The sequence below is a fragment of the Corallococcus sp. CA053C genome (genome assembly GCF_003611675.1).
In the GTDB taxonomy this organism is placed as follows: Bacteria; Myxococcota; Myxococcia; order Myxococcales; family Myxococcaceae; genus Corallococcus.
Genome location: NZ_RAWA01000523.1, coordinates 1 through 5,825, shown reverse-complemented (window position 1 = coordinate 5,825; position 5,825 = coordinate 1). Strand labels below are relative to the sequence as shown.

At 71.0% G+C, this 5,825-nt stretch carries 6 protein-coding genes; 2 read left to right on the top strand and 4 right to left on the bottom strand.

All coding sequences use genetic code 11. The annotated features are described in order from the left end of the window. On the top strand, positions 1 to 1,822 hold a 1,822-nt coding region (locus tag D7V97_RS39010), incomplete at its 5' end, for a tenascin-X (protein ID WP_120615661.1). A 29-nt stretch (positions 1,823 to 1,851) separates the two neighbouring features. On the opposite strand, the gene D7V97_RS39005 is transcribed toward D7V97_RS39010, so the two are convergent. Both D7V97_RS39005 and D7V97_RS39000 read right to left on the bottom strand, forming a co-directional pair. Further along, positions 1,852 to 2,799: a hypothetical protein gene (locus tag D7V97_RS39005; RefSeq protein WP_120615660.1), complete on the bottom strand. Its 948-nt coding sequence runs from the start codon at positions 2,797 to 2,799 to the stop codon at positions 1,852 to 1,854. Between the two features lie 82 nt (positions 2,800 to 2,881). After that, entirely contained in the window at positions 2,882 to 3,073 is a 192-nt protein-coding gene (locus D7V97_RS39000) for a hypothetical protein (protein ID WP_120615659.1), read from the bottom strand. 170 nt (positions 3,074 to 3,243) lie between these two features. On the opposite strand from D7V97_RS39000, the gene D7V97_RS38995 reads away from it, so the two are divergent. Further along, the gene (locus tag D7V97_RS38995) at positions 3,244 to 4,263 is read left to right on the top strand and encodes an aldo/keto reductase (protein ID WP_120615658.1); all 1,020 of its coding nucleotides are present in this window, start codon (positions 3,244 to 3,246) and stop codon (positions 4,261 to 4,263) included. Positions 4,264 to 4,688: 425 nt separating this feature from the next. Here D7V97_RS38995 and D7V97_RS38990 read toward each other — a convergent pair whose 3' ends face one another. Further along, positions 4,689 to 5,414 (bottom strand): DUF2807 domain-containing protein, encoded by a 726-nt coding sequence (locus tag D7V97_RS38990; RefSeq protein ID WP_120615657.1) that lies wholly within the window; start codon positions 5,412 to 5,414, stop codon positions 4,689 to 4,691. A gap of 112 nt (positions 5,415 to 5,526) precedes the next feature. After that, a partial coding sequence (locus D7V97_RS38985; RefSeq protein ID WP_120615656.1) for a PEGA domain-containing protein occupies positions 5,527 to 5,825 on the bottom strand: 299 nt, incomplete at its 5' end.

Genomic DNA, 5,825 nt, shown 5'->3' with positions numbered 1-5,825 from the left:
GGGGCGGGCGCCCGGGGGCGGGGAGGTGAGCGTGGTGATCCAGGGCGACTCGAGGCCCATCCCCACCTGCCCCACGCCGGTGGCCTGCCACAGCGCCACGTTCGACGTGGTGACGGAGGCGTGCGTGGAGACGCAGGACCCGGACGGCACGGCGTGCGACCCGGGCAACGCGTGCCTCCAGGACGCCACCTGCGCGGCGGGGCGGTGCCGGGGCACGGAGCGCGTCTGCGACGACGGCAACGCGTGCACCACGGACGTGTGCAACCCGCTGGACGGCTGCACCGCGGTGCCAGCGCCGCCGTGTCCGGGGGACGGGGCGTGCCAGGTGGGCACGTGCGACCCGAAGCTCGGGTGCGGGCTGGCGAAGGCGACGGATGGAACCTTCTGCGGGACGGCGCGCGGCTGCGACGCGGCCGACGTGTGCCTGGACGGGACGTGCCAGCGCAGGGATCCGCCGGACAACTTCATCTGCTCGCCGCAGAGCCCCTGCCAGGGACCGGGCAGGTGCAAGGGGTCGGTGTGCGAGCGCCCCGCCGCGACGGCGTTGGCCCCCGAGTGGACGTACGACGCGGCCTCCAACGGCGAGGCCCTGCACGACCTGCTGGTGGGCCCCACGGGGGACGTGACGTTGGTGGGCTTCTTCGTGCCGGCGCTGCTGGACGCGGCGGGCCCGCTGCCGGTGCGCGCGAGTGTGTCGGGGCGGCGGTGCATGTTGTGGAACGACCGGCTGCTCTGCATGGACCTGCCGAACTCCGGGCAGGTGTCGCTGCTGGACCGGGTGACGGGCGCGCCGCGGTGGACGTTCGACCTGGCGACGGCGCGGCCGGACTTCGCGCAGGGGCTGACGACGCTGTTCATGGCCCGGCTGGGGGTGATGCAGCCGGACCGGCTGGCGGCGCTCTACGAGGCGTACCCGACGGGCACCACACGTGACACGTTGTGCCGGAGCTACTTCCTCGTGGTGTTGGATGCCTTTGGGAAGATGGTGTCCGCGCAGGCGCTGGTGGATCCGCTGCTCGCCGAGTGCAACCACCCGCACCCGTTCGGCGTGGCGTCGGACGCGGCGGGGGATCTGTACCTGGCCTTCGGGCAGACGTTGAACAAGGGCGCGCCGCTGTATCCGGGGGCGCCCACGCTGCTGATGGCGTTCTCGCAGGACGGCGTGCCGCGCTGGCGCAAGACGGAGGCCTTCAGCGCCGGAGAGCTGGCCATCGTGAACGGGCTGTTGCTCAACGAGCGCTCCACGCAGGCCCTGCGCACGCAGGACGGACAGGCGGTGGGCTCGCGCCAGTTCCCGAAGGGGCTCGGCCGCGTGGTGGCCACCTCCGAACGCCTCATCCCGTCCCCCTCGATGGATGAGGGCACCGGCGACTGGCGGCTGGAGGGCTACGGGCTGCCGGGGCTCGCGCCGTCGTGGACGTACACGTTCCAGGGCTGGCCCGGGCCGGTGGCGCCGGAGGTGCGGCTGGCCCGCTGGGTGACGCAGCGGGGGCTGCCGCCGGAGACGGTGGTGCTGGGCACGGGGCTCACCAGCACCGGGCCCACGATGTTCGCGGTGAGCGCGCGAGACGGCAGCGAGGTGTTCCAGTGCTCCCTGTCGGACGCGACGCAGCCCGCGCAGTCCCTGGAGCTGGGGCCGGACAGCGTGGTGATGATGGACGGGGCGGGGACGTGCGGGGACTGCGATCCGCCGTTCGCGTACAGCCTGGCGCGCTTCCGGCGCTTCGCCATCCCCGGCCTCCAGCCCGCGGAAGAGCCCTGGCCGGGCACCTTCGGCGGACCGGGGCATGACCACCACGAGGATCCGGTGCGCGGACGCTGAAGGCACCGGACCCAAAGGCCTTCACGCGCTCACGGCGTGAGGGCCGTCCAGTCGCTGTTGGGCACGGACACCTGGAAGTTGTAGGTGCCGTTGGTCCAGCACAGGCCGTAGGGCCCCAACTGGCTGCTGTTGCCGGTGCCCAGCGCGGGCCACGCGCTCACGGTGTAGACCTGGATGCCGGACGCGCGGACGCGGGGGAACGCGGGGCAGCGCTGCGCCACGTCCATCAGGTAGTGCGACTCCCACATCGTCCAGCCGGTGGCGAAGCTGGAGGAGCCGCAGATGGGCGTCAGCTTCTCCTCCCAGACCCCGAGCGTGAAGTTGTACAGCAGCCCGTGCGCGCAGCCGCTGCCGTCCTTGTAGACCTCCGTGAAGTAGCGCTCCTCGCCGTCGGAGACGCGCACGTACTTGCCCTTCCACGTCGCGTCCATGCCCTCGAAGGTCTGCCAGCCGGTGGCGCCGTCGAGGCCGCAGTGGTCCCAGAAGCCGTGCGCGTGCGCCGTCGTCGCCATGCCGGAGTAGCGCCAGTGCGCCGTCACCGTCTCCACGCACGAGTTGCCCGCCGGCATGTGCGTGGGCGCATAGATGGTCGTCCCCACCGCGTTGTCCGGGATGGCCAGGTCCGTCTGCGCGTCATTGCCCGCGAAGATGCCCTGGCCCTGGTTCACCCAGAAGCCCCGGTCCCCGGAGCCCGGGAAGATGTCCGGGATGGGGTCGCGCGGGCGGGGCCGGCCGGAGCGCTCGGGCAGTCGCGCCGCCGCGCCCTTCAGCACCTCGTTCGCCTGCGGTTGGGTGTTGGGGTGCGCGCGGCCGTGCACCGCTTCGTCGAAGGGCTCCGGCACCGCGTCCAGCTCCTGCCCCTCCGGCACGGGCACGCCGTAGGGCAGGTGGGGCGTCTGGGCCACGTCCTCCGCCAGCACCGGCGCGCCTGCCAGCCCCACCACCACGGTCACGGCCTTCCACGTCGTTCCAAACATGGGTGTTCCTCCTCTGGAGTTGAGAGGGATTAAACATGCTTAAATAGAAAAAGCAGCAAATATGTTGAGTGTCTGGGATTGCTCAGTGCTGGCGCGGCGCGGCTTGAACGAAGTCCAGGTCCAAGATGCGCCCTTCGCGCAGGGTGCCGTCCGCGTCCCGCGTGAGGGGCAGGCCCACCGCGGTGACGGCCCCGGGCCGCGTGCGCGTGAGCCAGCCCAGCCAGGCGCAGACGGTGGCGTCCAGCTGGTCGTGCGTGCAGGGCCTTCCGTCCACGCGTGGCCTTGCGCATCCAGTACGGCTTCGTCCACGGGGCGGGGGGCGCGGGCGAACGGATCGGTCAAGTCCCAACCCACGAACCGGGTCATCCCGTGCCTTCCTGCGGCGAGGTGCGAGGCCCGGGGTTAAGAGGGGCCGCCTCCCATTCCACCGAAGGTGACACGCACATGCACTACCGTCCGCTGGGCCGCACCGGGCTGTTTGTCTCTGAACTGTGTTTTGGCGCCATGACGTTCGGTGGCGAGGGCTTCTGGAAGAACATCGGGCAGCAGGGCCAGGCGGAGGCGGACGCGCTGGTGGGCCGGTGCCTGGACGCGGGCATCAACTTCTTCGACACCGCGAACGTGTACTCGTTCGGGCAGTCGGAGGCGCTGCTGGGCAAGGCGCTCGCGGCGAAGCGCTCGCAGGTGGTGCTGGCCACCAAGGTGCGCGGCCGCATGGGCCCGGGCATGAACGAGGTGGGCCTGTCGCGCTACCACCTCTTCGAGTCGGTGCACGCGAGCCTCCAGCGCCTGGGCACCGACCACATCGACCTGCTGCAGATCCACGGCTACGACGCGGCCACGCCGCTGGATGAGACGCTGCGCGCGCTGGACGACCTCGTGCGCGAGGGCAAGGTGCGCTACCTGGGCGCGTCCAACCTGGCCGCGTGGCAGTTGATGAAGGCGCTGGGCCTGAGCGACAGCAAGCACCTGGCGCGCTTCGAATCACTGCAGGCGTACTACTCCATCGCCGGGCGCGACCTGGAGCGGGAGCTGGTGCCGCTCATGAAGGACCAGCAGGTGGGGCTGATGGTGTGGAGCCCGCTCGCAGGAGGCTTCCTGTCCGGCAAGTACCGCCGCGATTCAAAGGGCCCCGAGGGCTCGCGCCGCGCCGCCTTCGACTTCCCGCCCGTGGCCCGCGAGCGCGCGTACAACGCCATCGACGTGATGGACGCCATCGCGAAAGAGCAAGGGGCCACCGTGGCCCGCGTGGCGCTCGCCTGGCTGCTGCACCAGCCGCACGTCACCACCGTCATCCTCGGCGCCAAGACGGCGGAGCAGCTGGAGGACAACCTCGCCGCCAGCGAGCTGCGCCTCACCCCGAAGCAGCTGGAGCAGCTGGACGCCGTCTCCAAGCTCCCCGCCGAGTACCCGGGCTGGATGCTGGACCGTCAGGGAGCGGACCGTTTCCCTCCGGCCCGTTGACTTGCTTGCACTTGGAGTCCTGCCTGCCCGGACTTTTCTAGAATCGCTGGATGAATCCGACCTGCTGCGTTCGTTCGACGCGCCGTGCAAATGGGGTGGGACGGGTTCCACGGACAGTCTGGGATGGCAGGCGTCGCGCGGTGCGGCGGTCCCGGCTTCCAGGTGCGGTGAAAGACACCGAGGGTGTTTGGGATTGGGACGGACTCCCGATATCTTGGGGACTGTGAAGCGCTCGGTGAACCCGGGCGTGTTCCACGGTGCCCACGCGCCTGTCTGACAGCACCCCCGTGCGGTGGACGTTCGTGTGGAAGGAGTGCGGTCGCCCGGATGACCTTGGAGGTCCGGTGTGCGGCGACTCCGTTGCATCGTGGGGGGCCTGTCCGGGCCCCGGGGAAATCCCGGGGCCCGGGTAACCTCGTCCCGGTTCAGTTCCCGGAGTCGATGCGCGAGCCGCCGCTGGACTCGATGTCGGAGTGCTGGGGGCGCGCGGTCAGGTGGATGACGCTGCCGCCGGAGGCCTCGCCGGTGACGGTGCCGGGCGCATCCGCTTCGATGACGGCGCCGCCGCTGGCGTCCACCTCCAGCTCCGTCACGCCCTTGAGCTGCCGGACGTGGAGCTGCGAGCCGCCGCTGACCTCGGCGTCCACCTTCTGCGCGCGTCCGACGAGCGTGACCTCGGCGCCGCCGCTGACGTCGGTGTCCACCTCGTTCGCGTCCACGCCGCGCACGTTGATCTCCGCGCCGCCGCTGGCCTCGGCCTCGAACTCCTCCGCCGCGGTGGCCTCGGCTTCCACGTGGCTGCCGCCGCTGGCTTCCACGTGGGTCATCTTGGGTGACGACACGAAGAGGCGGACCTTGCCGTTGAGGCCGTTCCAGAAGCCCTTGCGGTCGACCTCGGTGGTGAGGATGCCGTCCTCCACGACCAGGCGGACGCGGGAGACGGACTCGGCGGGTCCTTCGAGGCGGACGGACTTGGGGCCCACCTTCACCTGGGCCTTGATGCCGTGGCTCACGGCGACGCCGTGGAAGTCCTGCACCTGGCGCGTGTCGCCGGAGGAGTCGGAGGGCTTGGAGGCGGCTTCCTCCGCGTGGGCGGTGCAGGCGACGGAGAGGCAGCAGGCGGCGATCAACGACAGCGGGGCGATCCTCATGGTCGGCTCCAGGCGTGGCGCGGGACGTACGGGCACGTCCCGGCGAATGCCTGGGGTACGCGGGGGTCGCGGGGGTGATTGCATGCCCGTGGCCGAAAGCCGCGAGCGTCCGTCAGGGATTGGCCAGCAGCTCCAGGGGAACCCGGACGGAGGTGATGTCGTCGGGTTTGATCTCCACGATGAGCTTCAGGGGTCGGCCCGTTCCATCCAGGAGCTTCAGGGTGTGCCTGCCCACCGGGAGGGCGACCTTGGTGAGGGGTGTTTCGCCCAGCGAGCGGCCTGCCAGTGACACGCGCGCGGACGGTTCGGTGACGAGCGTGAGGAAGCCCTGCGCGGCGGCGGGTTCCTCGGTGGCTTCCGGCGTGGCGACGGCTTCCGGGGTCCGGGGCTTCTTCGAGGAAGGGGTGGTGG

What these genes read in the sequence shown, in the direction of transcription:
- D7V97_RS38990 (WP_120615657.1), bottom strand. Translation starts at nt 5,414, where the DNA reads ATGAGGATCGCCCCGCTGTCGTTGATCGCCGCCTGCTGCCTCTCCGTC.
- D7V97_RS38995 (WP_120615658.1), top strand. Translation starts at nt 3,244, where the DNA reads ATGCACTACCGTCCGCTGGGCCGCACCGGGCTGTTTGTCTCTGAACTG.
- D7V97_RS39005 (WP_120615660.1), bottom strand. Translation starts at nt 2,799, where the DNA reads ATGTTTGGAACGACGTGGAAGGCCGTGACCGTGGTGGTGGGGCTGGCA.